Source organism: Micromonospora sp. MH33, assembly GCF_003013775.1.
In the GTDB taxonomy this organism is placed as follows: Bacteria; Actinomycetota; Actinomycetes; order Mycobacteriales; family Micromonosporaceae; genus Micromonospora; species Micromonospora fulviviridis.
In genome coordinates this window covers 1-1,662 of record NZ_MUYZ01000608.1, presented here as the reverse complement: position 1 = coordinate 1,662, position 1,662 = coordinate 1, and the positions used below count along the sequence as shown (strand labels likewise).

At 77.3% G+C, this 1,662-nt stretch carries 1 protein-coding gene; it reads right to left on the bottom strand.

Annotated elements, in window-relative coordinates; all coding sequences use genetic code 11:
• Positions 1 to 1,661, bottom strand: a 1,661-nt coding sequence (locus B0E53_RS36300; RefSeq protein WP_246835782.1) for a M28 family peptidase, incomplete at its 3' end; no start/stop codon positions are given.
• Position 1,662: the final 1 nt, after the last annotated feature.

The following is a 1,662-nucleotide window of genomic DNA, read 5'->3' as shown; positions in this document are numbered from 1 at the left end:
GGCAGGGCGCCGAGCCGGCGGGCCTGCAGTGCCCCCAGGCCGCGCTGGCCGCCGGCCTGCGGGTGCAGCAGGTCCACCACGGGCAGCGCGGCCAGGCCGAGCAGCACCGCGAAGAGCGCCGCCACCCCACCCATGCCCATGCCCAGCGCGGGGAAGAGCAGCACCACGGTGGGCAGCAGGATCACCACGGCCACCGCGCCGGCCAGGGTCACCGCGACCACCGGCCAGGGGCCCTCCCGCCGGGTGGCCAGCGCCGCCAGGCCGGCCAGCGCGCCGGCCAGGGCGGGCAGGGTGGTCAGGTACGCGCCACCGGGCACCAGCACGGCGAGCAGCACCCCGAACAGGGCCAGCCAGACCAGCCCGCCGAAGGCCAGGGCGGCCGGGCCGGCCCAGCGGCGGGTCAGCGCGTACCAGGTGAACAGGATCGCGGCGGCGAGCGCCACCACGGCGAGCCGGTACCAGACCGGCCGGTACGGGTCGAGCAGCTCGGCGTAGCCGGGGCGGACGGTGGTGACCGCGGTCCAGAGCAGCCACGCGCCCAGCGGGGCGGCGACGACCGGCACCAGGGCCAGCCCGGCGCCGGCCGCGAGCCGCCCGGCGGTAGCCCGGCCGCGCCGGCGCAGCAGCCAGCCGAGCGCGCCGACCGCGAGCAGGGCGGCCAGCGCCAGCGGCAGGGTCAGCCAACCGGGGTAGCGGACCAGCCCGCCGGGCACCGGGAAGTAGGTGTCGTCGTGGTCGGAGCCCAGGTCGCGCAGGTCGGTCCGGCCGAACTCGCGGGCCAGGCCCAGGGCGTTGTCGCCGTGCATCTGGAGGCTGCCCCGGTTCATCGCCGCCGGCACGTCGAGCGGGGTGTGGTAGACCGCGCCCCCGTCGATGTACGCCGAGTTCAGGCCGACGAACCGCTGGTCGAGGAAGGCGGTGAAGTCGGTGTCGTTGGGCAGCGCCCGGTAGATCTCCACCGCGAACGAGGTGCCCACCGGGTGCGGGGCGGCCCGGCCGAAGGCTTCCACCAGCTTCGCGTTGTTCCGGGACGTCTCGAACATGATCACGGGACCGGTGGAGCCGCGCGCCTCCAGGTTGAGCACCACGCCGCCGTCGGCGGCCAGCGGGTGGTCGGCGGCGAAGCCGGCGGCCCCGCAGAGGCACGCCTCCTCGGCGTCGGTGAGCACGAGGACCACGTCGTTGCGGGGACGCGGGCCGGCGGCCAGTGCCCGGGCCACCTCCAGGATGGTGGACGTGCCGGCGGCGTCGTCATTGCCGCCCGGCCCCGACTGCACCGAGTCGTAGTGGGCCACCAGGAAGACCCGTCCGGTGGGTTCGGTGCCGGGCAGCCGGGCCACCACGTTGCGCACCCGGGCCAGGGTCGCGCCGCCGGCCGCCCCGCTGAGCTGCCCGGCCTCCGGGGCCACGGTGTCCTGCACCTCGGTCTCCAGGCCCAACCCGCGCAGCGCCCCCACGACGTGCTCGCGGACCTGGTCGTTGGCGGCGCTGCCGGCCACGTGCGGCCGCGCCGCGATGACCTTGACATTCTGGTACGCCCGTTCGGCGCTGAACGCGTCCGCGGGCGCGTCGGCGGGGCGCGGTGCCGGGGTGGCCAGGTCGACCAGGACGCCGGCGCCGACGGCGAGCAGGGCGGCGAGCGCCGCGAGCGCGGCGGGCAGC